The organism is Testudinibacter aquarius (assembly GCF_004342725.1).
In the GTDB taxonomy this organism is placed as follows: domain Bacteria; phylum Pseudomonadota; class Gammaproteobacteria; order Enterobacterales; family Pasteurellaceae; genus Chelonobacter; species Chelonobacter aquarius.
Window position 1 is genome coordinate 22252 of the sequence record NZ_SMCP01000010.1, and the last position, 24995, is coordinate 47246.

Consider the following 24995-nt stretch of genomic DNA (forward strand, 5'->3'; position numbering starts at 1 on the left):
TAGTGTACACATTATCGGATTTTATTTTTTAATGGATTGTTATGTTAGTCAAACCGCACTTTTCACGTTTTGTTGTTTTATTGAGCGTTATACTTTTTATGCTGCATTTGATCAGCGGCACGAGTTTTGCCAATGATCTGTTCGGCAAAAAAGAGCGGTTTTTACCGCCGCATGAAGCTTTTATCTTTTCAGCGCAAGCGGATCAGCAAACCTTAAACCTCAATTGGCAGATTGCCGAAGGTTATTATTTATATCAACGTGAAATCTCACTTGAGGACGCACAGGGTCGCATCACCGATTTGGCATTGCCGCCCGCTACGCCGTATCATGATGAATTTTTCGGGGAAGTTCAAATTTACCGCAATCAGTTAGCATTTGCCGTACCGTTACATAACCGCAATGGAAAAATTACCGTTCACTATCAAGGGTGTACTAGCGGTTTTTGCTATCCTCCGGAAACCCAGGAATTGGATTTGGCTGCGTTAGCAAGCGGGCAAAATACAACGGCGATAGCCGGAGATCGCCCTGTGGATACGCTGCAACAAAGTGCGGTCGTAGCAGACAACAGTAACGTTGACGATAGCGTATTTAATCGTAATAGCACCGAAGAGTTAGCCAGTAATCTGGGCGAAAACAAATTCAGTATTCTGTGGTTTTTTGTTTTAGGGTTAGGTCTGGCGTTTACCCCTTGCGTACTGCCGATGTTGCCACTGCTTTCCTCGATTGTAATCGGACAAAAACAGCGTCCGCACAGCCTGCGTGCGTTGCTGCTGAGCGTGGTTTATATTCAAGGCATGGCGCTGACCTATACCGCACTAGGCTTGCTGGTGGTCGCGATTGGGTTGCCGTTTCAAATTGCATTGCAAAGCCCTTATGTCTTGATTGCATTTTCAATTCTGTTTGTGGTTTTAGCCTGCTCGATGTTTGGTGTGTTCACCTTGCAACTGCCGTCTTCTTGGCAAAACAAACTGAATCAAATGAGCCAAAAACAGAGTGGCGGCGCGTATTGGAATGTGTTTTTAATGGGGATGATTGCAGGATTGGTGGCATCCCCTTGTGTCAGTGCACCGCTGTCGGGCGCATTGTTATATGTGGCGCAAAGTGGTGATTTTGTGACCGGTGGCTTGAGTTTGTATCTGCTGGCGCTGGGTATGGGCGTGCCGTTGGTACTGGTAACATTGTTCGGCAACCGAATTTTGCCCAAAGGTGGCGTGTGGCAAGAAAAAGTCAAAATTGCCTTTGGTTTTGTAATGTTGGCAGTGCCGGTTTTCTTAATCTCACGTTTGATCCCTGAAATTTGGGGTGAGCGGTTATGGTCGTTGCTCGGCGTAGCATTTTTCCTTTGGTTGACTTCTGCCATCAGTGATAAAAAATCCCTATTGGGGATCAAACTGCTGCCGTTGCTTGCTGCGATCGTATTGGCGCAGCCGTTGGTGAGTTGGATTGGGCAAATGATAAACGGCAATACGCTGACCAGCCAAACCGAGCCACAACATCTGCGTTTTAATGCGGTGTCGGACTATGCCGATTTACAGCAGCAGTTGCAACAAAATAGCGGTAAAGTGGTGATGTTGGATCTGTATGCGGATTGGTGTGTGGCGTGCAAAGAGTTTGAAAAATATACCTTCAGTGATCCGCAAGTGCAGCAGCAGATGGCAAAAATGGTGCTATTGCGAGCAGATTTGACCCGCAACAGCCCACAAAACCGCACGTTGATGGAAAACTTGAATATTGTCGGTTTGCCAACCATTATTTTCTTTGATCCAAGCGGAAAAGAGATTGCTAACAGCCGCATCAGCGGATTTTTGGACGCCAGACAATTTGAACAATGGTTAGCACCGTTACTGAAACAACGTGATCAACAGTAACACTATCATAAGTAACACACTATCATAGTAGAAGTGCGGTTCAGGCTTTCAGGTGGTAAATGACCTGATTGCTGGAACCGCGCCACAACAGTTTCGGATCGGCAAGTTGTTGGATAAATTTGCCGTCGATTAACACGTCGACATACGCCAAAAACGTTTGCTGTTCGGCGTTCAGCTCTTGCAGGCGATAGCCGGTCCATAACCAAATATCTTTATCGGGGCATTCATGTTTAATCCGTTGCACCAGCGGCAAAAGTGCGGTCAGGTTTTTCGGGTGCAGCGGGTCACCGCCGCTGAGGCTCAAGCCTTGCCGCTTGATGCGTGTATCTTTTAAATCCGCCAGAATTTGATCTTCCATCGCCTGATCAAACGGCACACCGGCGCAGAACGACCAGCTTTTTTGGTTGTAGCAGCCTTTGCATTGGTGCTCGCACCCTGCCACAAACAGGGTGCAGCGTGTACCTTCGCCGTTGACCACATCCACCGGATAATATTGCAGATAGTTCATTGTGACCACACTTTACAGGTGTTTCACTCGGCGTTTGACTTCTTCCTGCTTGCCGCTGTTGAACGGGCGCGCATCCGGGCTGCCGAGATAGCCGCACACCCGACGCGTGACCGAAACCGTGCTGCTGTCGTGGTTGCCGCAGGACGGGCAGGTGAAGCCTTTGCTGGTGCAGTCGAATTCGCCTTTGTAGCCGCAGCCGTAACATTCGTCGATCGGGGTATTGGTGCCGTAATACGGCACGCGCGCATAGCTGTAATCCCACACATCTTCCAGCGCTTTGAGATTGCGCTGCATATTCGGGTATTCGCCGTAGCAGATAAAACCGCCGTTGGCGATCGGTGGATAGGCCATTTCAAAATCCAGTTTGTCGTATGGATTGACCTTCTTTTCCACGTCCAAATGGAAACTGTTAGTGTAGTAGCCTTTGTCGGTTACGCCATCAATAATCCCGAACACTTTGCTGTCGAGACGACAAAAGCGATCACACAGATTTTCGCTCGGGGTAGAATACAGGCTGAACGCATAACCGCTCTCTTGTTTCCACGCCTCAACCGCACTTCGCAAGTGCTGCACAATATCTAAGCCTTTTTGCCACAAGGTTTGTTGATCATAAATAGGGCTGCCGAATAGCGCGTTGATGGTTTCGTGAATGCCGATATAACCGAGCGAAATCGAGGCACGTCCGTTTTTGAAAATGTCCGCCACACAATCATCGGCTTGCAGCCGCACGCCACAAGCGCCCTCCATATATAAAATCGGTGCAACCCGCGCTTTGGTCTGCTGCAAACGGGCAATGCGCGTCATCAGCGCTTTTTTGGCAACCGCCAAACGTTGGTCTAACAGCTGATAGAACCGCACTTCGTCACCTTGCGCTTCCAGTGCAATACGCGGCAGATTCAAACTGACCACGCCGAGATTATTGCGCCCTTCGTGGATTTCCTGCTGATCCTGTTCATATTTGCCCAAAAAGCTGCGGCAGCCCATCGGCGCTTTGAATGAACCGGTCACTTGCACCACTTGGTCGTAATTCAGAATATCCGGATACATCCGCTCACTGGCGCATTTCAGTGCCAGTTGTTTGATGTCGTAATTGGGATCACCAGCGTGCAGATTCAAGCCTTGTTTTAGGGTAAAGACCAGTTTCGGGAAAATGGCGGTTTTGTGGTTTCTGCCTAAGCCTTGAATCCGGTTTTGTAGAATCGCCTGTTGAATCAGGCGGGCTTGCCAGCTGGTACCCAAGCCGAAACCAAAGGTGACAAACGGCGTTTGTCCGTTGGCGGTGTGCAGGGTGTTGACTTCATATTCCAGCGATTGAAACGCATCGAAACACTCTTTTTGCAAGCGCGCATTAGCGTAGCCTTCCGCATCGGCAATCTGCCATTCTGCTGCGACCGCCAAATGCTTTTCATAGCTTTTTTGTACATAGGGCGCCAACACTTCGTCAATCCGATTGATGGTGGTGCCGCCGTAAATATGACTGGCGACCTGCGCGATGATTTGTGCGGTGACGGCGGTGGCGGTGGTGATTGATTTCGGGGTTTCAATTTCGGCATTGCCCATTTTAAAGCCTTGCTCCAACATACCTTGCAGATCGACCAGCATACAGTTGAACATCGGGAAGAACGGTGCATAATCCAGATCGTGATAGTGGATTTCGCCTTTTTCGTGTGCCGCCACCACATCGGCCGGCAGCAGATAGCGCTTGGCGTAGTGTTTTGCCACAATGCCTGCCAGCAGATCGCGCTGGGTTGGGATCACTTTGGCATCTTTATTGGCGTTTTCATTCAGAATTTCCAGATTACTTTGCTCAATCAGACCCTCGATCTCTTGTGTCAACTGGCTGCGTTTTTCGCGTGCCAAATCGCGATCGTGTCGGTATTCGATATAGGCTCGGGCAATTTGCGGATACTGGCTCTTCATCAACTTCTCTTCGACCAGCGACTGAATGTGCGCAATATCAATCTGTTGCTGATAGTGGCTGAAAATCTGCTGACAAACTTCATTACTGATATGTGAGCAAAATGCTTCGTTGTTGATTTCGCAGGCAACCGCTGCTTTACGGATAGCTTGTAGAATACGCTCTGCCACGAACGGCGTGCTGGTGCCGTCTCTTTTGATGACTTGTAACCCCGACATAAAAACCCCTTATACGGATAAACTAAAAAACGTAGACACTATATATAGACATTATTTTCTTTTAAAGCACTGTATATTGATTTTTTGATCTGTGTCAAATAAAAATAGTTATCAAAAAATAAGGTGTTGATTTTTTGTTGTAAATGAGTTTAGACGGTAAAATAGTAGTGAAAGTGCGGTTTTATTGGTTGAGTAAGGTTTGCACCACGGCTGGAATCAGTTTCGGCTCAGGGATAAAAACTTGTTTATGTCGGTTGAGTTCGCCTTTTTCTAGCACGATACTGCTTTTAGCCACTTTGAACTGTTTGGCGAGAAATTTCAGCAGGTGGGCGTTGGCTTGTCCGTCAACGGGTGGGGCGGTGATGCTGATTTTCAGTTCACCATCATGCAAGCCGATAATCTGGTCTTTGCTGGCTTTGGGTTGCAGCACAATTTTAAGCCGCAACCCGTTTTCGCACTGCACTATGGCGGACACGGTTATGCCAACACCCACAGCGAACCGAAGAAATCCAGCAGCAGGTTGTTGCCTAAAATCAGGATAAATGCTAATGCCATCACGGAAAAATCGATCATACCGGTTTTTGGCAAAATTTTACGGATCGGCGCCAGCAGCGGTTCGGTAATTCGGTATAGTTGATATTCCAATGGATGGCTGCCTTGGGAAAACCAGCTCATCACTGCGCGGATTAAAATTGCCCAGAAGATAATCTCGCCAAAAGCTTTGATCACGGCTAAACCACCGATGATGGCAAATTGCCATAAACTTGCGCCTTCAAAACTACCGATTAATAGCGGATATTTCAGCATATTGATCACAAACGCCAACACTAAGGCGGCAAAATCAATATTTTTTCGGGTTGGGATCAGTTTGCGCAACGGTGCTAATACCGGTTGGGTCAGCTTGACAACGGCTTGCGACAGCGGGCTGTAAAAATCCACTTGGCAGTATTGGAACCAAGCGCGTAACACCAAAATAAAGGTATAAAGCCCGACAACAGTCTGAATTAAAAATTGTAATGTGTTCATGAGAATCCTTTAAATAGCAAAAGTGCGGTCTGAAAACCGCACTATATGGGGTCTGTTGATGTTTGTTTATATTTTGAGTTGTTGTTTAAAATGAGCACAATCTAGGCGTAAGCCGAAATCAATAGTGGGACTATTGATGAGGTTTACAACGACGAGTGTGCTCATTTTAAACACAATCCGTAGGACTATGGCGTTTTTTCGCCACTACGTCGTTAAAAGTCGTTCGTTTAGAATGACTAAACTTCACAACTTTTGCCTTAGTTATTTGCAAAAAGAGTGGCGAAAAATAGTCTATAGCTCAAATTATAAACAAACATCAACAGACCCCTAGATAGGATTAAATCGGAAAAATTCAAGTTCTGATTGACATTATTGAATCGGATTCCTGAATGGGATCACTGAATCGGATCACTGAATCGGATAATCCCACCAAATATCAAACAATTCACTGGTTTCAACTTGCTGTAGTTGGTTATCCTTCAGCCACTGTGCTACTAAAGTGCGGTGTGAGTCGTTGCAGTTGCCGATATTTTCCAAACAAACCAAGCCTTCCCAATTGAGATAGCCGCTGCCTTCATAGGCTAAACCATTCGGTTTAATTACTTCGGCGATAAAACGATCTAGTGTTGCGTCAATCGCTTCTACTGATGTGTTGTCGGCAAACTGCCAGCGCACCACAAAACCTAACTCTTGGAATTCGCCTAAGTGCATTTTTTTACGTTGTCTGCGGTTACGTTGAATAGCCATACTCTTTTCCTTTTTCTGGTTGAATAAACTTATTGATAGATAAAATAAAGATCCCAAACGCCGTGACCGAGCCGATGTCCGCGTTGTTCAAATTTGGTTAGCGGGCGGAAATCCGGTCGTGGGATATAGTCATTGGTTGCCGATTGATTCTGCAATTTTCCGTTGTTTTGTAAGGTTTCCAGCATATGCTCGGCATAGTTCTGCCAGTCGGTTGCCATATGAATAAACGCACCGCACTTTAGCTTTTGCTGAATAGTGTCGATAAACGCCGGCTGCACAATCCGCCGTTTATGATGTTTGGCTTTCGGCCAGGGATCCGGAAAAAACAGTTGTAGCCCGCCTAAACTTTGATCAGCGATGCTGTCACGCAAAATCTCCATCGCATCGTGGCAAATCAAACGTAAATTACTGATTTCTTCCTGAACTGCCAAGGCAACACAAGCCCCAACGCCCGGTGTGTGCACTTCAATGCCTAGGTAATTACGATCCGGATTGTTTTTCGCCATCGCCACCAGCGAAGTTCCCATGCCAAAGCCAATTTCTAAAATCACCGGATTCTCGTTGCCGAAAATCTTAGCAAAATCAAATGGGGTCTGTTGATATTCTAACCCATATTCTGACCAATGACGATTCATGGCGTCTTTTTGATAATCACTCAAACGCCCGGTGCGCAGCACAAAACTGCGAACTTTGCGCACATAGCGCCCATCGGCAGTAAATTCCGCAGTTTCAACAGTTTTACGTTTTTGATCAGCAAAGGTCGTTTGCAGGCTAGATTCTGACATCATGATTAATTAAAAAGCTCTCTTTTAGTTTGATAGCCCGCATTATGCAAATATCTTCGGTGATTACAACTGTTTTTGTCATTTCGATTGAAAATAACTAAGCAGCTGATGTAGTGCAATCATTTTATGTGTAAAGATTAACGTATTTACACAAAAGGTTAAAAAATAGGCATGGATTTTGTAATAATGTCTGGTAGAATGCGCCCCACTTAAATCAGCATCTTATATTAACTGGCTGATTTCAATCAATAATTGACTTATTAGTTATTAATAAAATCATAAACTTAAACGATAAAAGGTTACTTATAGTGAAAAAAATCAATTCTAAAACCTGTGCTGCGCTATTGTTGTCAGCATTATTGGCCGCTTGTGGCGGTGGCGGAAGTGGCTCTTCCAATTCCACAACAACATCAAGCACCACAGCGATTAATTCGGCGCCTAACACGGCTCCAAAAACAGATGATGCGGCATTAGCTGCGCTGAAAGAGAAAGAGGCGCTTCAGAAAGCAGAACAAGAGCGCCAAAAAAGATTGAAAGAAGAGGAAGAGAAGCAAAAAAATGCTGCTCAAGCTGAACCACCGGTGCCACAGCCAGCGCCTGAGTCGCAACCAAAGCCGACAGAACCCGCACCACAGCCAGCGCCTGAGCCGCAACCAAAGCCGACAGAACCGGCACCACAGCCAGCGCCTGAGCCACAACCAAAACCGGTAGATCCAGTGCCACAGCTGGAACCAAAGCCTGTTGAGCCAACAGCACCACAAGCCGTTGAATATCAAGGCTATGTGATTTCACAAAATGGAAAAAGTGCTTGGAACGGAGAAGCATCCGGCTATCAAGTTAAGCAACAAGGTGATGAGTTTAATGCAGTGATCGCACAAGGTAGCTCGTTACAAATTGGCGATATGAAATTAGATTTGATCGATAGCAGCAATGCCAATTTAGGCTATTACGGCTATGTATCGACCTTTACCCCTGACAGTGGTGTTGTCGGTCAAGATAGTGGCGAAAAACGCACGGTGGATCTGATGTATGCAGTCGATCAAAGCAAAAAAGATGCCACTGCGCCGACACTGAACGGTTATCAAGGAACCGTTACCTATGGTGGCGATTTCCACTATTTGGCGGATACGGATAAAGTCAACAAAGCGAATATTTCCCTTAGTTATAATCCAGCAGCTAAGACAATGGCTGGTAATATCAGAGATACCAGCAAAGGGATTGATCTGGGATTGCAATTATCCGGAGAGTTGAACGGAGATTTTCAGATGATTGCAACACCGGTGAAAAACAATCACACTTCTACGGTGGTTACTGAGAAAGGATCGTTAAACGGACAATTCCTTGATGGTGGAAAATATATTGTCGGCGATGCTGAATCCGGCGATGCGAATAAACAGTGGAAAGGGGTGTTCAGCACCAAAGAAACTGAGCGTGTACCGAACTAATTTAATAACGGAACCATCCTAATTCAAACCGCACTTCCAAAGTGCGGTTTCTCTACCCTTTCAACCGCTTTCCTTGCTGCCAAACACCTTCTAAAATTGGTTCGGCAATCTCTGGTGGGAAATTTTTCGGTAGGTGCTGCTGACATTGTTCAACCGCACTTTGATAATCTGTTGCGACCTGATGTAATATTTCTTCCACCAACTGTTGGCGCAAACCCGCTAATCTACCGGTTTCAATAAAATGGCGGATTTGGATTTTATCCCATAAATAGTGTTTATTTTTTCCGTACCACGCCATCGCCATTTTGATTTTTTGCCGTTGCAAGCCTTGTGGTTTCAACAGAGGAAAAGCAGAGATCACATCATAGAACGGCGTTAGACGGTAGCGGTTATCTTTTTCCAAAAACAGACTGTAGTTTTTAGCGTGTCCGTCAACTGCTGCCATCAGCCAGAAAATAATTTGTGCTTTAAAAAAGTGTAGTCGATCGTCAAGGCTGTCTGTCGAGCCTTTTAGTAGCGCGAGAATGGATAAAATACTGGGTCCGCCGTCTGCTTCATATTTTAACGCAGGCGCAATCGCCAACGCTTGGCATAGATCCTCCTGTGGCAAACGCACCAGCCAACTGCCTGAAGCAGCCCAACGGCGGTCAAAACGTTCGACGGATAAAACTTTGCAATCACCAAAATGGAGAATTTCTGCATTTGCAGCAGGCAAACCAAAGGCTTTTAACAATTGTAAACAAAGCCATTCATTTTCACAGCTGTCGGATAAATCAAGCTGCCCCTGTCCGACAACGCCAATCGGCAGTTTCAGAATATGGCTGGTCGGGGTGGTGTTGAGCGGTTTGCACCATTGGTTGTTATGGTATAAAAGTGCGGTTTTTTCCTGCGCACCGGCAAGGGAAATCCGAAAATCTTGCTGTGGATTATCCATTCCCAGTGGTGAAAACTGATAGTTCTTCAATAATGCGGCAATGTCGGTTTCACCTAACGGTACGGCTTCAATTCTTTTGATTGAATAAGGATGTTTCCCTTGAGGATAAAGTTGAATGGCGCCCACACAGTCGTGCCCAATCGCACTTAATAAATCAAATGGGTGTTTGGTAGCAACATGAAAACGTTGCTGAATGCGCGAGCGAATTTGCTCATTGTCAGGCAGTAAATTATCGAAAAAATTATAAACAACGCTGCCTTTATAAACTTTTTCCGATAATGGCAGCGATAACGAAATCGGACGCGCTTTGGCGTGGTTTAACCAAGTTGATTCGTATTGAAATTGACTGGCACCGTCGCTGTTTTTTGTCCACAGCCCGACTTCAATACCGTTCATGGCAATCATCAAACGATTCATCACCAATCCTCATCATCAAAATCAGGCGTGGGTTCTTGAACTTGGTTGTTTGCCGGGGTTGTGCTTTTATTGCGCGGTGAAAGCGTGATTTCCAGCTCTAACGCCGATAGCAAATTAAACAAAGTCTCCACTTTGCTGCGTTCCGGTTGGTTTTCGAAGGCTGAAACCGTCGCTTGCTTCACACCGGCAAGCAAGGCAACTTGAGACTGCGATAACTTATTTTGATAGCGGAACTCTTTTAAAGCGTGCGCCAGCATTTTTGCAGTAGTGATAGCCATAATTTTATCCTCTTTAGCAGATATTTTATAAAATACCCTTCAAAGCGGATAAAGTCAAACATATCCTTTTATAAGGATAATAATTTGCACTTAATCTAAATTTCATTCGCAATTCAGCCGTGCATTATTTTTACCAGTTCAACCGCACTTTACTTTTTTAATGACTATCGAGCAAAGTGCGGTTGGTTTTATTCAGATTTAAATAGAGGATTATTTCTGCAGCAAACGTAAACCATTCCCCACCACCAACAAACTCGCCCCCACATCGGCAAATACCGCCATCCACATCGTGCCAATGCCAGCTAACGTCAAGGCTAAAAACACCACTTTAACCGCCAAGGCGAAGCTGATGTTTTGCATTAAAATCGCATGGGCGTTTTTGGATAAACGGATAAATTCAGGGATTTTGCCTAAGTCATCGTCCATCAATGCCACATCTGCGGTTTCAATCGCGGTGTCCGTTCCCATCGCACCCATGGCGAAGCCAATATCGGCACGAGCCAGCGCCGGCGCATCGTTGATGCCGTCGCCGACCATGCCGATTTTTTGTGATTTGGTTTGATTTTCAACCGCACTTTGCACTGCATTGAGTTTGTCTTGTGGCAGCTGGTTACCAAGGGCTTCATCAATGCCCACTTGCGCCGCAATCGCATTGGCGGTGTGCTGATTGTCGCCCGTCAGCATCAGGGTTTTCACCCCTAGCAGGTGCAGCTCGGCAATGGCTTGACGGCTGCTTTCTTTCACCGTATCGGCAACGGCAAACAGGGCTAGCACTTGGTGGTTATCCGCTAATAGCACTACGGTTTTGCCTTGTTTTTCCAGTTGTTCGATTTGGCTTTGTAATTCACTTGTGGCTTGCTTGCGTTCTTCAATCAAGCGAATATTGCCCAGTACATATTCCGTGCCGTCAATTTGCCCCTGTACGCCACGCCCCAACAGTGCGGTGAAGTTTTCCACGCTTTTCATGTTGCTATTCTCTGGATTTGCTGTCGCAATCGCTTGCGAAACAGGGTGCTCAGAACGAGCGGCAAGGCTGACAGCAAGTGATTGTGCTTCTGCCAAAGGCATAGTAGCAAGTGCGGTCATATTAGTCTGTACTGGCTTACCATGGGTCAGCGTACCGGTTTTATCCAACGCCAAGGTTTTTAATAACCGCCCTTGTTCCAAATACACTCCGCCTTTAATCAAAATCCCTTTGCGTGCGGCGGCAGCAAGCCCACTCACCACCGTCACAGGGGTAGAGATCACCAAGGCACAAGGACAAGCAATCACCAATAACACCAAGGCTTTATAAATCCATTCGAACCACGCACCCGCCATAAACAGCGGTGGAATCAGCGCCACCAACAGGGCAATCACCAACACTGTAGGAGTATAAATTTGGGCGAATTTATCCACAAACCGCTGAGTCGGTGCTTTCACCCCTTGGGCTTCTTCCACCGCATGAATAATGCGTGCCAGTGTTGAGTGGCTTGCCGCTGCGGTGACTTGATATTCAAACGAACCGCTTTGGTTAATCGTGCCGGCGAATACCTGATCGCCCACGGTTTTATCGACCGGCAGACTTTCGCCGGTAATCGGCGCTTGATCAACCGCACTTTGCCCTTGTGTGATTTTACCGTCAAGGGCGATTCGTTCGCCCGGTTTCACACGCACCACATCGCCCGTCGCCACGCTGTCCGCCGCCACTTCCTGCCACGAACCGTCAGGCTGCTGCACGGTGGCGGTTTCAGGGGCGAGCGCCATTAATTCGGTTATTGCATTTCTGGCACGGTCAAGGGATTTGGCTTCGATCACTTCTGCCAAGGTGAACAGCACCATCACCATCGCCGCTTCCGGCCATTGCCCGATCAGCAATCCGCCAGTGACGGCAATGCTCATCAACGCATTGATGTTCAAACTGCCGGTGCGAATCGACACCCAGCCTTTTTTGTAGGTTTCGATGCCACACAACAGCACCGCTGCCACCGCTAAGATTGCCCCAGACCAATGCGGTAAGCCAAACCAAGTAACTGCTTCTGAACCTAATGCCAACACACCTGCAACCACCAGTGGCAACAGCGATTTTTGCGAGGTGTTTATTTTCGCCAGCTTGCCGTCGGCGTCAGGCAGTTCGGGCTCAAAGCCGAGCGAACGGATGGCGTCTAGCACCTTCGGCAAATCATTTTCACCGTGGGTGACAGTCAGCACATGCTGGATTAAGTTGAATTCCAACGCTTGCACTTCCGCCATCGTGGCGAACTTTTTACGGATCACCCCTTCTTCGGTCGGACAATCCATTTGCTGAATGCGAATCGCCGTTTGTACGCCATTTGCTACCTTTTTACTTTGTGCCAATTGCTCAAAGTGCGGTTGCGTTTGTGACGAATTATGTTGATGTGAACAGCAGTTAGCCATCATCTTTTTCCTCTATAAAAATGTTCTGTTATGCTATATTAAACACCCTGTAGTTGCTACAGGGTCAAGCAGGAGAAGGAAAAAAATGAAAATCGGTGATTTAGCCAAACAAACCGGTTGCCCGGTAGAAACCATTCGTTATTACGAACGGGAAGGTTTGATGCCGCAAGCGCAACGCAATCTGATGAATAATTACCGTGAATACGGCACGGTACATTTAGAGCGTTTGGTGTTTATCCGCCGTTGCCGTACTTTGGAAATGACGCAGGATGAAATCCGAGAACTGCTGCAAGCCAAAGCTGATCCCAACGCCAGTTGTGCTTCGATTAATGACTTGATTGATGCGCATTTGTCACACGTCAAAGCGCGAATTGCCGAATTGCAGGCCTTAAAAAAACAACTGGGCGAATTGCGCAGCCAATGCGGCGAGATACACCGAACACAAGATTGTGGGATTCTCAAAGGCTTGGAACGGCCTAATGAGAGGGACATCGCCCATTCGGTCAGCCATATCGGTAAGGTATGCGGCAGGCAATAGCTAAATATGCCTGATAAGCGCATTCAGGCATTTTAGGTTGATTAAGCGCTTTTGGCGTGTAATTCCGTGCGCACGATTTTTTCTTCGCGAATCGGTAAATTCAACACCGCAGCAATGGCGGCAAGTGTCATATCGGCATACCACATCCAACTGTAATCGCCGTAAATGGTGATAGCGAGACCGCCCAAATATGCACCGAAGAATCCGCCGACTTGGTGCGACAATAAGGTTAAACCAAACAGGGTTGCCAAATAGCGCACTCCGAACAGTTTGCCGACGGTTGCCGCGGTTGGCGGCACGGTGGCAAGCCACGTTAGCCCTAAGCCGATGGCAAACAGATAAAACGTCATCGGGCTGCTTGGTGCGATCAGATAAATACCGATTAGTGCTGCGCGTGAGGCGTACATCCAAAATAGAATATATTTGCTGCGGTAATGTCCGACTAACCAGCCGACCACCAAGCTGCCGACTACATTAGACAACCCGATAATCGCCAGTGACCATGAAGCGACGTCGGCTGATAATTTGCTGAGCGACACTTCAGTCGGCAAATGGGTCACCAAAAACGCGATATGAAAGCCACAGGTGAAAAAACCGAGATGCAACAAAATATAGCTGCGATCTTTAAACGAGGCGAGCACCGCTTTAAACTTTGTTCGGGCGCGCTGACCGCACTTGGCGTATTTTTGATGGCGGTATCGCCGTGCGATAGCCAACGGGCAATCGGCAAACAGATCAGGCTGATAATCGCCAACGCATACATCGCTCCTTGCCAGCCGAAGGCAGGAATAATAATCAAACCTTGCACCAACGGTGCAAACAGAAATTGCCCGAACGAGCCGCCGGCATTGACTATTCCAGAAGCCAAACCCCGTATTTTTTGCGGTAGTTTATTGGAAACCTGACTGATTAAAATCGAAAAACTGCCTGCCCCGGCACCAAAGGCGACCATAATTCCCATGGTAAAGGTTAAGCCGAGAGTTGACGGAAACAGCGGTGCAAGGGCGAATCCGGCGGCTAACAACAGCGTGCCCCACAGCAACACCGGCCACGCGCTGTAACGATCAGCAAGTGCACCGGTAACCGGCTGTGCCACGCCCCACATCAATTGCGTGACCGCCATGGCAAAACTGATACTGGTAATACTCAATGCGGTTTCTTGATGAATCGGCTGCACGAACAACCCCAATGCCATGCGCATGCCCATAGTGATCATTAAAATTGAGGCGGCAGCAAGGATAATCAGGGTGAAGCGTGGGTTGTTGCTGGTTGGCGAGAAGTTCATGCCTAAATCTCAAGTTAAGTCGAAAATGTCATTCTAGCAAAAATACAGCATGGAGAAAGTGTGATTTTTCATAGCGTCCCGAGCGCACTTGGGGTAAAGTGCGGTTTTTGATTCACAATAGAGACGTTATGTTAGCCCAATCTTCAATTCATGCGCCTTTTGCCCGTGCGGTGCTCGACTGGTATCGCCGATACGGACGCAAAGATTTACCGTGGCAGCGCAATAAAACATTATACCGAGTCTGGTTATCGGAAGTGATGTTGCAGCAAACCCAGGTCGCTACTGTCATTCCCTATTTTGAACGGTTTATCACGACGTTCCCGACAGTGACGGCGCTGGCGCAGGCGCCGATTGACGAGGTGTTGCACCTGTGGACCGGATTGGGCTATTACGCCAGAGCCAGAAATCTACACAAAGCGGCGCAGCTGATCCGCGATCAAGATAACGGGCAATTTCCGACTGAGTTTGAACAGGTCTTGGCGTTGCCGGGCGTGGGCAGAAGCACAGCAGGGGCGATTTTATCCTCCGTATTAAATGCCCCCTATCCGATTTTGGATGGCAATGTGAAGCGGGTATTGGCGCGCTATTTTGCGGTTGACGGTTGGAGCGGTGATAAAAAGGTCAGTGATCAGTTGTGGCGGCACAGCGAACAGGTTACACCAAACCAACAAGTTGCCGATTTTAATCAGGCAATGATGGATCTTGGTGCAATGATTTGCACTCGCAGTAAACCCAAGTGCGGTCTATGCCCGTTGCAAAGCGAGTGTCAGGCGAATCAGCAACAGAATTGGCAGGATTATCCCGGGAAAAAAGTTAAGAAAGCGCTGCCGGAAAAGCAGGCTTACTTTTTGATTTTGGTAGACGGCGAGCAAGTGTTGCTGCAACGGCGCCCGCCGCAAGGACTGTGGGGCGGTTTGTATTGCTTCCCGCAGTTCGACAGCAAAACCGCACTTTTGGATTATTTACAGCAGTATAATATTGAACAGTATCAACAGTGGGTGGCATTTCGACATACCTTCAGCCATTTTCATCTGGATATTGTGCCGGTGTATGCAGAAAAAAGCCTGAACAGCAGTCAAAAGTGCGGTCAGCCGCAACATTTTGCAGAAAAAGTGGCGGAAATCAGCGTGGAGTATGGTGCGGAGATACCCGAACCACACAATTATTGGTATAATTTTCAAACACCGCCCAAAATTGGGTTGGCGACGCCAATGAAAAATTTATTATTACAATTACAGACAATGCAACCAAAGCAGCATTAGTCTGTCTAATAAACGATTTAACGTAAAAAGGACTAGCAAATGGCACGAACAGTTTATTGTGAATATTTAAAGCAGCAAGCCGACGGACTGGATTTTCAACTTTATCCGGGCGAGCTGGGCAAGCGTATTTTTGATTCGATCAGCAAACAGGCTTGGGGCGAATGGATGAAAAAGCAGACCATGCTGGTGAACGAGAAAAAACTGAATATGATGAATGCCGAACATCGCCAATTGTTGGAGCAGGAAATGGTCAATTTTCTGTTTGAGGGCAAAGAGATTCATATCGAAGGTTATGTTCCGCCAAGCCAATAATCAGCACAAAAGTCAGGGTTTAGCTATGAAAAAATATTTACTGGTGCTGCTGATTCCGTTGTTGGTGGCTTGCGGTTCTTCCTCTAAGAAAAGTAATGGGATTGATTATGATGATGCGTTTGCCAAAGATCTGCGTGGCTTGGATATTCTGACCGGGCAGTTTTCGCATAACATTGACCGTAAATGGGGTGTGAATGAGCTGCTGGTGGCAAGTCGTAAGGACTATGTTAAATATACCGACCAATACAATACCCGTAGCCATATCAGCTTTGATGAAGGCAAGATTACAATTGAAACGCAAGGAATGGACGCCTATCGTTTAAAAAAATCAATCGTGCATACGTTGATGATGGGCTCCGATGCTAACGGCATCGATCTGTTTGCCGACGGCGATGCGCCAATCAGTTCACGTCCGTTTTTAGCCGGGCAGGTGGTTGATCACCGTGGTGCGACGATTAATAATTTGGATAGCGCTAATCAATTTGCCAATTATTTGCTGCAAAACAGTTTGCAAACCCGCCGTTTGGGCAACGGACAGCTGGTAGAATACGTTACGATTCCGATGATTGCCAACCATGTTAATGTGCGGGCGCAAAAATATGTGCCTTTTGTGCGTCGTGCAGCACGTCATTATAATATTGATGAAAGCTTGATTTTGGCGATCATGCAAACAGAATCCAGCTTTAACCCTTATGCCATTAGTTATGCCAATGCAATGGGCTTAATGCAGGTAGTGCCGCACACTGCTGGGCGTGATGTGTTTAAAATTGTGAAAAACCGAGAGGGGCAGCCTAATAAAGAGTATTTGTTTGATCCGCACCAAAATATTGATGCGGGAGTTGCTTATTTATCAATTCTGCAAAACAGCTATTTGGCAGGTATCAACGATCCGTCTTCCAAACGTTATGCGATGATTTCAGCCTATAACAGTGGCGCCGGAGCGGTGTTGCGCGTGTTTGATCAGGATAAAAATGTTGCAGTCAGTAAGATTAACAGCTTACTTCCTGAGCAAGTGTACCGCACTTTGACTACCAAACATCCGTCTTCACAGGCAAGAAACTATCTGGTGAAGGTTGATTCGGCACAGAAAAAATATCGGGTGCGAGCGAATTAATAAACAATTTTCGGATTAAAAACAGACGCTTTGCACATAAAGCGTGCAAACGAGTGGAGCAATGAAAGTTTTTTTAAAATAGAGGTTGACTTAAAACTCAAAAAAACGTTTAATACGCACCACTGATGAGTTGCCTCGATAGCTCAGTCGGTAGAGCAGGGGATTGAAAATCCCCGTGTCGGTGGTTCGATTCCGCCTCGAGGCACCACTTTTCCTCCTTAGTTCAGTCGGTAGAACGGCGGACTGTTAATCCGTATGTCGCTGGTTCAAGTCCAGCAGGAGGAGCCATTTTTATAACCCGTTGAGTTTACTCAGCGGGTTTTTTGTTGTCTGAATTTAGGTGTTAAAAAAACCGCATTTTGAAAGTGCGGTTTTTTGAAAGTGCGGTTTGCACGCAGAAAAATTCTGCTTCGTTATTAATTGCTCAATCCCAACAAGGCATTGCTGATTTCATTGTCGTTATAGAACTTGGTCACGACATCTTGGAACGATTTGTTGATGATTTTTTGAATGCCTTCATTATTTACACCAAATACCCCCTCTTGCGAGTTGGTGGCGCCGAAGCTTTTCGAGAAGGTGCCTTTCGAGCCTTGCACTTCGACCACAATATTCACTTTGCTGTCAATTTTATATTTCAGATTGCCTTCTGTTACTTGTGCATTGAAGTCAGTGATTCTGACCACTATGTTGCTGTTTGAGTTGACACCACTGGCAATCCGAAATCCTTTGCTGTTTAAGCCTTGCTGTATTACTTGTTGAAACAGTTGTGACACTTCAGGACTTGAGGTTAAATGCTTCATGCTGCCTCTTTCAGTATAACTGGCAATGGTAGCCGTGTTGCGCTGATCTTGGCTGACAACGTTGACAACAACCCGCTGATTGGCAGTATTAAATTGTGCGGTGGGTGCCGGTGGCGTAAATGTCAATACATTGTTGCTTTGGGTTTGACAGCCGGTCAGTAATACCGCACTGCCTAAAAGTAAGGCATATGAAAAAGTTTTTAATGAGGTTTGTTTCATTTTATCTCCTTAGGGTCTGTAGGGTCTGTAGGGTCTGTTGATCTTTGTTTATAATTTGAGCTATAGACTCTTTTTTGCCACTCTTTTTGCAAATAAATAAGGCAAAAGTCGTGAAGTTTAGTGATTCTAAACGAACGGCTTTTAACGCCGTAGTGGCGAAAAAGAGTCATAGTCCTGCGGATTGTGTTTAAAATGAGCACACTCTTCGTTGTAATCCTCATCAATAGTTCCGCTATTGATTTCGGCTTACGCCTAGATTGTGCTCATTTTAAACGACAACTCAAAATATAAACAAAGATCAATAGACCCTAAAATATCTGAGGGTTATTGTTGCAAACTAACGCAACAAAGTATAGCGTTAGACCGCAAAATCGCTATTTTATTCACATTATTGTTTTATTTGAACATGGGAGTTTTTATGGATCAGCAACAGATTACCGCACTTTTGCAACAGGCATTGCAGCCTAGCTATCTAGAGGTGGTTAATGAAAGTCATATGCACGCTTCCGGCAAAGGGGCGAATTCGCATTTTAAAGTGATTGTGGTCACTGCGGCATTTAGTGGTTTGCGGGCGGTGGTACGCCATCAAAAAATCTATCAGCTCATCCAACCACAAGACAACGCCATTCATGCTCTGGCAATTCATGCCTATGACGAAACCGAATGGCAAGAAAAACAGCAGCAAGTCTTGGCATCACCGAATTGTATGGGGCATGGCGATTAACTCCTTGTAGTTATTTCGTAACACTGTGATAACAAATTTAGTAAAATAATGGACTCAGATCAAAAAAAGTCGTGGTTAAAGTGGAATTATAGGGGGTGAATTGGTTACAATAAGCCGTTTCTATTATCAAAAATTTAACCACTCGAGACAGCTTGTTTTGTGAATGTAAGGATCAAATACAGCTTTTCGGGGGAACCAGAATTTGAGTTTTAACTTTTATGTTTGAGCGGTAAGTATTTATCGGCGATCTTCATTGCGATACGGTAAAACTTTTTCGCCATTCATTGCTCAAAACGAGGCTGTTGCCAGCGATGATCTTGCGGTAGCAGTCGTGATGTAAACCTAACTAAAAGTAGTGCTAACAATATGATTACAATTAAGAAAGGCTTGGATCTTCCAATTTCAGGGAAGCCGGCACAGGTAATCCAGAATGGCCCTGCCATTACTGACGTTGCGGTGCTTGGCGAAGATTATGTGGGTATGCGTCCGTCTATGAGTGTCCGCGAAGGGGATGTTGTCAAGAAAGGTCAGGTGCTTTTCTCTGATAAGAAAAACCCGGGTGTGGTATTTACCGCACCGGCAAGCGGCACTGTGACGGCAATTAATCGTGGCGCTAAGCGTGTATTACAATCGGTGGTGATTCGCATTGAAGGAAATGAACAAATTACCTTTGACCGCTATGAGCCTCAGCAACTGTCGTCGTTAAGTGACGAACAGGTTCGTCAAAATTTACTGCAATCAGGTCTGTGGACCGCACTTCGTATGCGTCCGTTCAGCAAAACGCCTGCAGCTGATAGCATCCCGGCAGCTATTTTTGTCAACGCCATGGACAGTAACCCATTGGCAGCTGATCCAACAGTGATTATTCAAGAAAATCAGCAAGCATTTCAAGATGGCTTGTTGGTGTTGAGTCGTTTGAATAGCAACAAGCTGTATCTGTGCAAAGCGGCGGGTTCATCGATTAATACACCACAAATCGAGAAGCTGCAAACCGAAGAGTTTGCCGGCCCGCATCCTGCCGGATTAAGTGGTACACATATTCACTTTTTAGATCCGGTCAGTGCTACCAAATCGGTATGGTATTTGAATTATCAAGATGTGATTGCAATCGGTAAATTGTTTACCACCGGAGAATTGTATGTGGAACGAGTGGTTGCGCTAGCTGGACCACAAGTGAACAATCCGACATTGTTACGCACTCGTTTGGGCGCCAATCTTTCACAATTAACAGCCAACAAATTAAAAGACGGTGAAAACCGTGTAATTTCCGGTTCAGTACTGAGTGGTACTACTGCGGTTGGTCCGCATGACTATTTGGGACGTTATGCGTTACAAGTTTCGGTGATTGCCGAAGGGCGTGAAAAAGAGTTCTTAGGCTGGATCATGCCGGGTGCAGATAAATTCTCGGTTACTCGTACCGTATTGGGGCATTTCGGTAGCAAACTGTTTAATTTTACCTCAGCTCTTCATGGTGGACATCGTGCGATGGTGCCGATCGGCTCATACGAGCGAGTTGTACCGCTGGATATTATCCCAACCCTGCTGCTGCGTGATTTGAGTGCGGGTGACACCGATAGTGCTCAAGCCTTGGGTTGTTTGGAGCTTGATGAAGAGGATTTGGCACTTTGCACCTTTGTCTGTCCGGGCAAAAATGAATATGGTCCAATCTTGCGTGCTGCGCTAGATAAGATCGAGAAGGAAGGTTAAAAATGGGCTTAAAACATTTTTTAGAGAAAATCGAACCTGCATTTTTGCCGGGCGGAAAATATGAAAAATGGTATGCGTTGTATGAAGCCACCGCAACATTTTTATACACACCGGGTACAGTAACCCACAAGTCTTCGCACGTCCGTGATGCGATCGACTCAAAACGGATGATGGTATTGGTTTGGTTAGCACTGTTTCCTGCAATGTTTTACGGCATGTATAACGTCGGTGCGCAATCGTTGTTGGCATTAGGCAGCTTGGCATCACCAGATGTTTTTGCGCAAAATGTCGCACAAAATATTGCCAATGATTGGCATTTTGCGCTAGCTGATATGTTCGGTATTTTGTCGCAAAGTGCGGGAGTAATAGCGAAAATTGTATTGGGCGCTATTTTCTTTTTACCAATCTATGCAGTCATTTTTGCAGTAGGTGGTTTCTGGGAAGTGCTGTTCGCTACCATTCGTCGCCATGAAATTAATGAAGGTTTCTTTGTCACCTCAATTTTATTAGCACTTATTGTTCCACCAACGCTACCGTTATGGCAAGCCGCCTTGGCAGCTACATTCGGGGTTGTTGTTGCTAAAGAAGTGTTTGGCGGTGTGGGTAAAAACTTTATGAACCCAGCGTTAGCGGGACGGGCTTTCCTGTTCTTTGCTTATCCGGGACAAATTTCCGGGGATACAGTTTGGGTGGCCGCGGACGGATTTTCTGGTGCAACCGCACTTTCACAGTGGGCAACCGGTGGTGAAGCAGGTCTGAAACATGTGGTTACCGGTCAGCCGATCCAATGGATGGATGCGTTTTTAGGTAATATCCCCGGTTCTATCGGTGAAGTCTCTACCTTGGCGTTATTGATTGGGGCAGCCATTATTGTTTTTGCCCGCATTGCTTCTTGGCGGATTATTGCCGGGGTAATGATTGGGATGATCGCGATTTCGACGCTATTCAATCTGATCGGTTCCGAAACTAACCCGCTATTCGCTATGCCTTGGTATTGGCATTTGGTACTGGGTGGTTTTGCTTTAGGGATGCTGTTTATGGCAACTGATCCAGTGTCTGCCTCTTTCACCAATAAAGGCAAATGGTGGTACGGTATTTTAATCGGAGCAATGTGCGTCTTGATCCGTGTAGTTAACCCGGCTTACCCGGAAGGGATGATGTTAGCGATTCTATTTGCTAATTTGTTTGCGCCGTTATTTGACTACTTGGTCGTTCAGGCAAATATCAAACGTAGGAGAGCTCGCAATGTTTAAAAAAGACAGTTTTGCAGGCACAATTCTGGTTATCCTTTTGATCAGCTTGGTCTGCTCTATTATTGTTGCTGGCTCGGCAGTGAGCTTAAAACCGGCACAAGAGAAGCAAAAATTACTGGATAAACAAAAAAATATCCTGAGCGTGGCCGGTTTGTTGAAGCCGGGTATCAATATTAATGAAGTCTATGCAAAAAATATTGAACCGCGTCTGGTAGATTTAAATAGCGGTGAATATGCACCGGAACAAGCTGGATTTGATGCAGCTGCTGCGGTTAAAAACCCGCAAGCCAGTATTGCGCTACCTGCCGAAGATGACCTTGCTAAAATTCGTCGTCGTGCCAATTTGGCAGAGGTTTATCTAGTCAAAAATGATCAGGGTCATGTTGATAAAATCGTATTACCGATTTATGGTTCCGGACTGTGGTCAGTGATGTACGGTTTTGTGGCGGTACAACCTGACGGCAATACGATTGACGGTATCACCTATTACCAACACGGTGAAACGCCGGGCTTGGGTGGTGAAATTGAAAATCCAAGCTGGCAAGCCCAATTCCCGGGTAAGAAAATTTATGATGCCCAAGGACAAGAAGCGTTATTTGTTGCCAAAGGCGGTTCTGCCAATAAGGAACACGGAATCGATGCGTTATCTGGTGCTACGCTAACGGCGAATGGTGTTGACGCCAGCTTCAAATTCTGGTTTGGTAAAAACGGTTTCGGTCCGTTCTTGGAAAAATTAAGAACAGGAGTATTAAACAATGGCTGAGTTAAAAGGTAGAAAGGGCTTATTGTTATCCCCTATCTTGGATAACAACCCGATTGCATTGCAAATCCTCGGGATCTGTTCTGCGTTGGCGGTGACAACCAAGTTGGAAACCGCAGTGGTAATGGCGATTGCGGTAATATTCGTTACTGCGTTTTCCAGCTTCTTTATTTCTTGCATTCGCAACTTTATTCCGAACAGCGTGCGGATTATTGTGCAAATGGCGATTATTGCCTCTTTGGTTATCTTAGTTGACCAAATTTTGCGGGCTTACGCTTACGATATTTCCAAGCAGCTCTCGGTATTCGTCGGTTTGATTATCACTAACTGTATCGTTATGGGACGTGCGGAAGCGTTTGCCATGAAGGAAGGTCCGGTAGACAGTTTTATTGACGGAATCGGTAACGGCTTAGGCTATGGTGCGATTTTAATCGTGGTAGCATTTTTGCGTGAACTGATTGGATCCGGAAAATTGTTCGGCGTGACAATCATGCAAACCGTGAACAACGGTGGCTGGTATCAGCCGAACGGCCTGTTCTTGTTGGCGCCAAGTGCATTCTTTATTATCGGTTTCGTTATCTGGTTATTAAGAACCTACAAACCGGAACAAGTGGAGAGTAAATAAGCATGGAACACTATATCAGTCTTTTTGTGCGTTCGATTTTTATCGAAAACATGGCACTGGCTTTCTTCCTTGGCATGTGTACTTTCCTGGCGGTATCGAAAAAGGTATCGACAGCTTTTGGTTTGGGCATCGCGGTTATCGTGGTATTGGGTATTGCGGTACCGGCCAATAACGTGGTGTATAACCTAATCTTAAAAGACGGTGCTTTGGTTGAAGGTGTTGACCTCAGTTTCCTTAACTTTATTACCTTTATCGGAGTGATTGCGGCTTTGGTACAAATTCTGGAAATGATTTTAGATAAATATTTCCCGGCATTGTATAACGCCTTAGGGATTTTCCTGCCGTTGATCACAGTAAACTGTGCGATTTTCGGTGGCGTGTCCTTCATGGTACAACGTGATTATAATTTTGCTGAATCCGTGGTTTACGGTATCGGAGCGGGCACTGGCTGGATGTTGGCCATCGTTGCCTTAGCCGGGTTGACCGAAAAAATGAAATATTCCGATGTGCCAAAAGGTTTACGTGGCTTGGGAATTACATTTATCACGGTCGGCTTGATGGCGCTTGGCTTTATGTCATTCTCCGGCATTCAGTTGTAAAGAGAGGAATAGCAGATGGAAATCATTTTAGGTATCGCAATGTTTACCGTGATCGTGCTGGTATTGGTGGTGTTAATTCTGTTCGCCAAATCCAAACTGGTCAATTCCGGTGACATTACTATCGGCATCAATGAAGATCCGAGCAAAGCGATTAAACTGCCTGCGGGCGGCAAGTTATTAGGCGCATTGGCGAGCGAAGGTATTTTCCTATCTTCTGCTTGCGGCGGCGGCGGCTCTTGCGGTCAATGTAAGGTAAAAGTATTACATGGCGGTGGCGATATTTTACCAACCGAACTTTCCCATATCAGCAAAAAAGAAGCCAAAGAAGGCTGGCGTTTGGGATGTCAGGTTAACGTCAAAACCGATATGGAAGTGGAAGTCGAGCCGGAAATTTTCGGCGTGAAAAAATGGGAATGTACCGTTATTTCTAATGACAACAAAGCGACCTTTATCAAAGAGTTGAAATTGGCAATTCCGGAAGGCGAAGAAGTCCCGTTCCGTGCCGGTGGTTATATTCAGATTGAAGCTGATCCGCATACTGTCAAATACAGCGACTTTGACGTGCCGCAAGAGTATCGTGAAGATTGGGATAAATTCAATTTATTCCGCTATGTTTCTAAAGTGGATGAGCCGATCACACGTGCTTACTCAATGGCATCCTATCCGGAAGAGAAAGGGATCATCATGTTGAACGTGCGGATTGCAACGCCGCCACCAAAACAGCCTGATGCACCTCCGGGACAGATGTCGTCTTATATCTGGTCATTAAAAGCCGGTGATAAAGTCACCATTTCCGGACCGTTTGGTGAATTCTTCGCCAAAGAGACCGATGCCGAAATGGTATTTGTCGGTGGCGGTGCCGGTATGGCACCGATGCGTTCGCATATCTTTGATCAGTTAAAACGCTTGAAATCCAAACGTAAAATGACCTATTGGTATGGCGCCCGTTCCAAACGTGAGATGTTCTATGTGGAAGATTTTGACGGTTTACAAGCGGAAAATGACAACTTTAAATGGCATGTGGCCTTGTCCGATCCGTTACCGGAAGATAATTGGGACGGCTACACCGGCTTTATCCACAACGTATTGTATGAAAACTATCTGAAAAACCACGAAGCACCGGAAGATTGTGAATACTATATGTGCGGACCGCCGATGATGAATGCCGCCGTAATCCGCATGTTGAAAAACTTGGGCGTTGAAGACGAGAATATCCTCTTAGACGACTTTGGCGGTTGATAACCATTTTGGAATAA

Annotated in this window: 25 protein-coding genes and 2 tRNA genes; 15 read left to right on the forward strand and 12 right to left on the reverse strand. The window is 46.1% G+C overall.

The window, feature by feature from the left end:
* The first annotated feature begins 41 nt into the window (after nt 1–41).
* Complete coding sequence (locus EDC16_RS10090; protein ID WP_132967732.1) at nt 42–1868, forward strand: protein-disulfide reductase DsbD; 1827 nt, start codon at nt 42–44, stop codon at nt 1866–1868.
* A 40-nt stretch (nt 1869–1908) separates the two neighbouring features.
* Here EDC16_RS10090 and nrdG read toward each other — a convergent pair whose 3' ends face one another.
* The 6 genes from nrdG to trmB all read right to left on the reverse strand — a co-directional run bounded on the left by nrdG (nt 1909) and on the right by trmB (nt 7073).
* Nucleotides 1909–2376 (reverse strand): anaerobic ribonucleoside-triphosphate reductase-activating protein, encoded by a 468-nt coding sequence (nrdG, locus tag EDC16_RS10095; RefSeq protein ID WP_132967733.1) that lies wholly within the window; start codon nt 2374–2376, stop codon nt 1909–1911.
* 12 nt (nt 2377–2388) lie between these two features.
* Nucleotides 2389–4512, reverse strand: a complete 2124-nt coding sequence (nrdD, locus tag EDC16_RS10100) for an anaerobic ribonucleoside-triphosphate reductase (RefSeq protein ID WP_132967734.1) — start codon at nt 4510–4512, stop codon at nt 2389–2391.
* Between the two features lie 181 nt (nt 4513–4693).
* A complete protein-coding gene (yggU, locus tag EDC16_RS10105; RefSeq protein WP_132967735.1) occupies nt 4694–4987 on the reverse strand; it encodes a DUF167 family protein YggU in 294 nt (97 codons plus the stop codon).
* 2 nt (nt 4988–4989) lie between these two features.
* Nucleotides 4990–5538, reverse strand: coding sequence for a YggT family protein (locus EDC16_RS10110; RefSeq protein ID WP_132967736.1), 549 nt, complete (start codon nt 5536–5538; stop codon nt 4990–4992).
* 408 nt (nt 5539–5946) lie between these two features.
* Nucleotides 5947–6285, reverse strand: a complete 339-nt coding sequence (locus tag EDC16_RS10115) for a YggL family protein (protein ID WP_132967737.1) — start codon at nt 6283–6285, stop codon at nt 5947–5949.
* Nucleotides 6286–6314: 29 nt separating this feature from the next.
* On the reverse strand, nt 6315–7073 hold the full coding sequence (trmB, locus tag EDC16_RS10120; protein ID WP_416069081.1) for a tRNA (guanosine(46)-N7)-methyltransferase TrmB: 759 nt from the start codon (nt 7071–7073) through the stop codon (nt 6315–6317).
* 305 nt (nt 7074–7378) lie between these two features.
* Here trmB and EDC16_RS12715 point away from each other — a divergent pair, with 305 nt between their 5' ends.
* Nucleotides 7379–8515: a hypothetical protein gene (locus EDC16_RS12715; RefSeq protein ID WP_165894234.1), complete on the forward strand. Its 1137-nt coding sequence runs from the start codon at nt 7379–7381 to the stop codon at nt 8513–8515.
* Nucleotides 8516–8567: 52 nt separating this feature from the next.
* Here the strand turns inward: EDC16_RS12715 and EDC16_RS10140 are convergent, their stop codons facing one another.
* From EDC16_RS10140 to EDC16_RS10150, 3 genes are all read right to left on the reverse strand, one after another.
* Nucleotides 8568–9866, reverse strand: coding sequence for a type II toxin-antitoxin system HipA family toxin (locus EDC16_RS10140; protein WP_132967741.1), 1299 nt, complete (start codon nt 9864–9866; stop codon nt 8568–8570).
* Nucleotides 9866–10144 (reverse strand): helix-turn-helix domain-containing protein, encoded by a 279-nt coding sequence (locus tag EDC16_RS10145; protein WP_132967742.1) that lies wholly within the window; start codon nt 10142–10144, stop codon nt 9866–9868. Before EDC16_RS10145 ends, EDC16_RS10140 begins: the two co-directional genes overlap by 1 nt.
* A gap of 210 nt (nt 10145–10354) precedes the next feature.
* The gene (locus tag EDC16_RS10150) at nt 10355–12544 is read right to left on the reverse strand and encodes a heavy metal translocating P-type ATPase (protein ID WP_132967743.1); all 2190 of its coding nucleotides are present in this window, start codon (nt 12542–12544) and stop codon (nt 10355–10357) included.
* 82 nt (nt 12545–12626) lie between these two features.
* Here EDC16_RS10150 and cadR point away from each other — a divergent pair, with 82 nt between their 5' ends.
* Nucleotides 12627–13079 (forward strand): Cd(II)/Pb(II)-responsive transcriptional regulator, encoded by a 453-nt coding sequence (gene cadR / locus EDC16_RS10155; RefSeq protein ID WP_132967744.1) that lies wholly within the window; start codon nt 12627–12629, stop codon nt 13077–13079.
* 41 nt (nt 13080–13120) lie between these two features.
* On the opposite strand, the gene EDC16_RS12765 is transcribed toward cadR, so the two are convergent.
* Together EDC16_RS12765 and EDC16_RS12770 are read right to left on the reverse strand one after the other, a co-directional pair.
* Nucleotides 13121–13639: an MFS transporter gene (locus EDC16_RS12765; RefSeq protein ID WP_198362751.1), complete on the reverse strand. Its 519-nt coding sequence runs from the start codon at nt 13637–13639 to the stop codon at nt 13121–13123.
* Nucleotides 13636–14364: an MFS transporter gene (locus EDC16_RS12770; RefSeq protein ID WP_198362750.1), complete on the reverse strand. Its 729-nt coding sequence runs from the start codon at nt 14362–14364 to the stop codon at nt 13636–13638. The genes EDC16_RS12765 and EDC16_RS12770 overlap by 4 nt, the downstream gene beginning before the upstream one ends.
* A 128-nt stretch (nt 14365–14492) precedes the next feature.
* On the opposite strand from EDC16_RS12770, the gene mutY reads away from it, so the two are divergent.
* The 5 genes from mutY to EDC16_RS10185 all read left to right on the forward strand — a co-directional run bounded on the left by mutY (nt 14493) and on the right by EDC16_RS10185 (nt 17340).
* Nucleotides 14493–15626: an A/G-specific adenine glycosylase gene (gene mutY, locus EDC16_RS10165; RefSeq protein ID WP_132967745.1), complete on the forward strand. Its 1134-nt coding sequence runs from the start codon at nt 14493–14495 to the stop codon at nt 15624–15626.
* Between the two features lie 39 nt (nt 15627–15665).
* The gene (locus EDC16_RS10170) at nt 15666–15938 is read left to right on the forward strand and encodes an oxidative damage protection protein (RefSeq protein ID WP_132967746.1); all 273 of its coding nucleotides are present in this window, start codon (nt 15666–15668) and stop codon (nt 15936–15938) included.
* Between the two features lie 25 nt (nt 15939–15963).
* Nucleotides 15964–17052 (forward strand): membrane-bound lytic murein transglycosylase MltC, encoded by a 1089-nt coding sequence (gene mltC, locus EDC16_RS10175; RefSeq protein ID WP_132967747.1) that lies wholly within the window; start codon nt 15964–15966, stop codon nt 17050–17052.
* A gap of 132 nt (nt 17053–17184) precedes the next feature.
* Nucleotides 17185–17260 (forward strand) — tRNA-Phe (locus EDC16_RS10180).
* A 4-nt stretch (nt 17261–17264) separates the two neighbouring features.
* Nucleotides 17265–17340: transfer RNA gene (locus EDC16_RS10185), tRNA-Asn, on the forward strand.
* A 128-nt stretch (nt 17341–17468) separates the two neighbouring features.
* Here EDC16_RS10185 and EDC16_RS10190 read toward each other — a convergent pair.
* Entirely contained in the window at nt 17469–18071 is a 603-nt protein-coding gene (locus tag EDC16_RS10190) for a YajG family lipoprotein (RefSeq protein WP_132967748.1), read from the reverse strand.
* 418 nt (nt 18072–18489) lie between these two features.
* Between EDC16_RS10190 and EDC16_RS10195 the strand changes: the two genes are divergently transcribed.
* The 7 genes from EDC16_RS10195 (at nt 18490) to nqrF (ending at nt 24978) form a co-directional block, all read left to right on the forward strand.
* The gene (locus tag EDC16_RS10195) at nt 18490–18795 is read left to right on the forward strand and encodes a BolA family protein (RefSeq protein ID WP_132967749.1); all 306 of its coding nucleotides are present in this window, start codon (nt 18490–18492) and stop codon (nt 18793–18795) included.
* Between the two features lie 366 nt (nt 18796–19161).
* The gene (locus EDC16_RS10200) at nt 19162–20502 is read left to right on the forward strand and encodes a Na(+)-translocating NADH-quinone reductase subunit A (RefSeq protein WP_132967750.1); all 1341 of its coding nucleotides are present in this window, start codon (nt 19162–19164) and stop codon (nt 20500–20502) included.
* Between the two features lie 2 nt (nt 20503–20504).
* The gene (locus tag EDC16_RS10205; protein ID WP_132967751.1) at nt 20505–21755 is read left to right on the forward strand and encodes an NADH:ubiquinone reductase (Na(+)-transporting) subunit B; all 1251 of its coding nucleotides are present in this window, start codon (nt 20505–20507) and stop codon (nt 21753–21755) included.
* Nucleotides 21748–22518: a Na(+)-translocating NADH-quinone reductase subunit C gene (locus EDC16_RS10210; RefSeq protein ID WP_132967752.1), complete on the forward strand. Its 771-nt coding sequence runs from the start codon at nt 21748–21750 to the stop codon at nt 22516–22518. The genes EDC16_RS10205 and EDC16_RS10210 overlap by 8 nt, the downstream gene beginning before the upstream one ends.
* Nucleotides 22511–23140: an NADH:ubiquinone reductase (Na(+)-transporting) subunit D gene (locus tag EDC16_RS10215; protein ID WP_132967753.1), complete on the forward strand. Its 630-nt coding sequence runs from the start codon at nt 22511–22513 to the stop codon at nt 23138–23140. The genes EDC16_RS10210 and EDC16_RS10215 overlap by 8 nt, the downstream gene beginning before the upstream one ends.
* Nucleotides 23141–23142: 2 nt before the next feature.
* Nucleotides 23143–23739, forward strand: a complete 597-nt coding sequence (gene nqrE, locus EDC16_RS10220) for an NADH:ubiquinone reductase (Na(+)-transporting) subunit E (RefSeq protein WP_132967754.1) — start codon at nt 23143–23145, stop codon at nt 23737–23739.
* 15 nt (nt 23740–23754) lie between these two features.
* Complete coding sequence (gene nqrF / locus EDC16_RS10225; RefSeq protein WP_132967755.1) at nt 23755–24978, forward strand: NADH:ubiquinone reductase (Na(+)-transporting) subunit F; 1224 nt, start codon at nt 23755–23757, stop codon at nt 24976–24978.
* Nucleotides 24979–24995: the final 17 nt, after the last annotated feature.

Coding starts and splice junctions, on each gene's coding strand:
- nrdD (WP_132967734.1), bottom strand. CDS start 4,512: ATGTCGGGGTTACAAGTCATCAAAAGAGACGGCACCAGCACGCCGTTC.
- EDC16_RS10215 (WP_132967753.1), top strand. CDS start 22,511: ATGGCTGAGTTAAAAGGTAGAAAGGGCTTATTGTTATCCCCTATCTTG.
- EDC16_RS10205 (WP_132967751.1), top strand. CDS start 20,505: ATGGGCTTAAAACATTTTTTAGAGAAAATCGAACCTGCATTTTTGCCG.
- EDC16_RS10110 (WP_132967736.1), bottom strand. CDS start 5,538: ATGAACACATTACAATTTTTAATTCAGACTGTTGTCGGGCTTTATACC.
- EDC16_RS10195 (WP_132967749.1), top strand. CDS start 18,490: ATGGATCAGCAACAGATTACCGCACTTTTGCAACAGGCATTGCAGCCT.
- EDC16_RS10140 (WP_132967741.1), bottom strand. CDS start 9,866: ATGAATCGTTTGATGATTGCCATGAACGGTATTGAAGTCGGGCTGTGG.
- EDC16_RS10150 (WP_132967743.1), bottom strand. CDS start 12,544: ATGATGGCTAACTGCTGTTCACATCAACATAATTCGTCACAAACGCAA.
- EDC16_RS10190 (WP_132967748.1), bottom strand. CDS start 18,071: ATGAAACAAACCTCATTAAAAACTTTTTCATATGCCTTACTTTTAGGC.
- cadR (WP_132967744.1), top strand. CDS start 12,627: ATGAAAATCGGTGATTTAGCCAAACAAACCGGTTGCCCGGTAGAAACC.
- EDC16_RS10170 (WP_132967746.1), top strand. CDS start 15,666: ATGGCACGAACAGTTTATTGTGAATATTTAAAGCAGCAAGCCGACGGA.
- EDC16_RS10115 (WP_132967737.1), bottom strand. CDS start 6,285: ATGGCTATTCAACGTAACCGCAGACAACGTAAAAAAATGCACTTAGGC.
- nqrE (WP_132967754.1), top strand. CDS start 23,143: ATGGAACACTATATCAGTCTTTTTGTGCGTTCGATTTTTATCGAAAAC.
- mltC (WP_132967747.1), top strand. CDS start 15,964: ATGAAAAAATATTTACTGGTGCTGCTGATTCCGTTGTTGGTGGCTTGC.
- EDC16_RS10210 (WP_132967752.1), top strand. CDS start 21,748: ATGTTTAAAAAAGACAGTTTTGCAGGCACAATTCTGGTTATCCTTTTG.
- EDC16_RS10200 (WP_132967750.1), top strand. CDS start 19,162: ATGATTACAATTAAGAAAGGCTTGGATCTTCCAATTTCAGGGAAGCCG.
- trmB (WP_416069081.1), bottom strand. CDS start 7,073: ATGATGTCAGAATCTAGCCTGCAAACGACCTTTGCTGATCAAAAACGT.
- EDC16_RS10145 (WP_132967742.1), bottom strand. CDS start 10,144: ATGGCTATCACTACTGCAAAAATGCTGGCGCACGCTTTAAAAGAGTTC.
- nqrF (WP_132967755.1), top strand. CDS start 23,755: ATGGAAATCATTTTAGGTATCGCAATGTTTACCGTGATCGTGCTGGTA.
- nrdG (WP_132967733.1), bottom strand. CDS start 2,376: ATGAACTATCTGCAATATTATCCGGTGGATGTGGTCAACGGCGAAGGT.
- EDC16_RS10090 (WP_132967732.1), top strand. CDS start 42: ATGTTAGTCAAACCGCACTTTTCACGTTTTGTTGTTTTATTGAGCGTT.
- EDC16_RS12770 (WP_198362750.1), bottom strand. CDS start 14,364: ATGAACTTCTCGCCAACCAGCAACAACCCACGCTTCACCCTGATTATC.
- mutY (WP_132967745.1), top strand. CDS start 14,493: ATGTTAGCCCAATCTTCAATTCATGCGCCTTTTGCCCGTGCGGTGCTC.